Source organism: Shimia sp. (genome assembly GCF_041624275.1).
GTDB lineage: Bacteria > Pseudomonadota > Alphaproteobacteria > Rhodobacterales > Rhodobacteraceae > Shimia.
The window spans coordinates 1-1,941 of the sequence record NZ_JBFJVE010000305.1; the positions used below are offsets into that span (position 1 = coordinate 1).

Genomic DNA, 1,941 nt, shown 5'->3' on the forward strand with positions numbered 1-1,941 from the left:
AGAGAAAGCATCAGGCCGGGGCCAGCGTGGCGCGGGCCTGATCAAGCAGCCGCTGCGCCTCGGAGCCCTGCAAGCGGGCGATGTCGTCCTGGTATTTCAGCACCGCGCCCAAAGTGTCGGAAATGGTCTCGGGGCTGAGGGTCAGCACGTCGAGCGCCAGCAGGCACTTGGCCCAGTCGATGGTTTCGGCGACGCCGGGTTTCTTGAACAGGTCTTCGGTGCGCAATTGCTGTACGAAGGCGACGATCTCGCGGCTGAGCGCGGCGGCGGCCTCGGGGGCGCGCGCCTCGAGGATGGCGATCTCGCGGTCGAAATCCGGGTAGTCGACCCAATGGTAGAGGCAGCGCCGCTTCAGCGCGTCATGCACCTCGCGGGTGCGGTTCGAGGTCACGATCACGATCGGCGGCTCGGGCGCCGCGATGGTGCCGATCTCGGGGATGGTGACCTGGAAGTCGCTGAGCGCCTCGAGCAGGAAGGCCTCGAAAGGTTCGTCGGTGCGGTCCAATTCGTCGATCAGCAGCACCGGGGCGCCGGCGGCCTGCGGCCGCATCGCCTGCAGCAACGGCCTTTCGACGAGGAAATCGGGGCCGAAGAGTTCGGCATTGAGCAGCTCGCGGTCGGCCGTGCCGCTGGCTTCGGCGGTGCGGATCGCCACCATCTGGGCAGCGAAATTCCATTCATAGACCGCCGAGGCGGCATCCAGCCCCTCGTAGCACTGAAGGCGGATCAGGCGTCGCCCCAGCCCGGCGGCAATCGCCTTGGCGATCTCGGTCTTGCCGACCCCGGCCTCGCCCTCGAGAAACAGCGGCCGCCCCAGGCGCAGCGCCAGGAACAGCACCGTGGCCAGCGCCCGGTCGCAGATGTAACCCTGCCCGCCGAGCAGGGTTTCGACATCGTCTATTGAGTTAAGGCTCTGCATCGCCACCTCGCTTTGTCGCGGTCAGGCTGCCCGAGGGGCCGGTCCCGGGTCAAGCGGCAGTTTCCACCGATTTCCGGCCCGGCTCCCTATTCTTGCCGCAAAGCCTTCATAGGGAGGACGCCGGGCCGGTGCCCGCCCGCCCCCGGATCACAGAGGAAAGAGCAGATGCAGGATTGTCCCAACGGTTTCGACACTCCGATGCTGGGTCTTGCGGGAACCGACTGGCTGGCGCGGCTTGAGGAGATCGCCGAGGAGCATGGCCATTTCCAGCCGCTGGGCGGCGATCACTGGGCCAGTTTCGTCGAGGACAAGCCGATTCTGCTGGTCACCTTCGAAACCATCGCGGGCATCGCCGAACGCGGTGATACCGGCCAGCCGCTGGGCTTCGAGCTGGTGCGCGAACTGGGCTGGTCGCATCTGTGCCTCTTGTCGCAGGGCGACAGCTGGTTTCGCGATCCGGCGGTCTACGGCTATTTCGACCGGCTCGGCGACGACGGGTTCTTTGACGATTTCGAAACCGTGATCTTCTATGGCGCCGGCCCCTGCGGCTATGCCGCCGCCGCCTTTTCGGTGGCCGCCCCCGGGGCAAGGGTGGTGGCGCTCAACCCGCAGGCGACGCTCGATCCACGGCTGACCGGCTGGGACCGGCGCTACCCCGGTGCGCGACGCCTTGATTTCAACGACCGCTACGGCTTTGCCCCCGACATGATCGAGGCCGCTTGCCAGGCTTTCGTCATCCATACCCGCGACGCGCCGCTGGACGCCATGCATGCCGCCCTGTTCCGGCGCGCCAATGTCCAGCTGCTGCCGGTGCCCGATTTCGGCCGCCCGCTGGAGGCGGCGCTGCTGGAGATGCAGCTGCTGTTCCGCATCCTCGCCCAGGCCAGCGTCGGCCGGCTGACCGTGCAGAGCTTTGCCCGGCTGATCCGCACCCGCCGCGATTTCCTGCCCTATCTGCGCCACCTGCGCTCGCATCTTCTGGAGAGCGACCGGGTCTGGCTGACCGCGCTTCTGTGCGCCAA

2 protein-coding genes are annotated in these 1,941 nt (G+C 67.2%); one reads left to right on the top strand and one right to left on the bottom strand.

Translation table 11 applies throughout. The features are described from left to right. Positions 1 to 10: 10 nt before the first annotated feature. Positions 11 to 919 carry an AAA family ATPase gene (locus tag ABZD10_RS15440; protein WP_372887889.1) on the bottom strand — a complete coding sequence of 303 codons (909 nt, stop codon included), beginning with the start codon at positions 917 to 919 and terminating at the stop codon, positions 11 to 13. A gap of 165 nt (positions 920 to 1,084) precedes the next feature. Here ABZD10_RS15440 and ABZD10_RS15445 point away from each other — a divergent pair. Further along, positions 1,085 to 1,941: phosphoadenosine phosphosulfate reductase (locus ABZD10_RS15445; RefSeq protein WP_372887891.1), on the top strand; the 857-nt coding region annotated here is incomplete at its 3' end.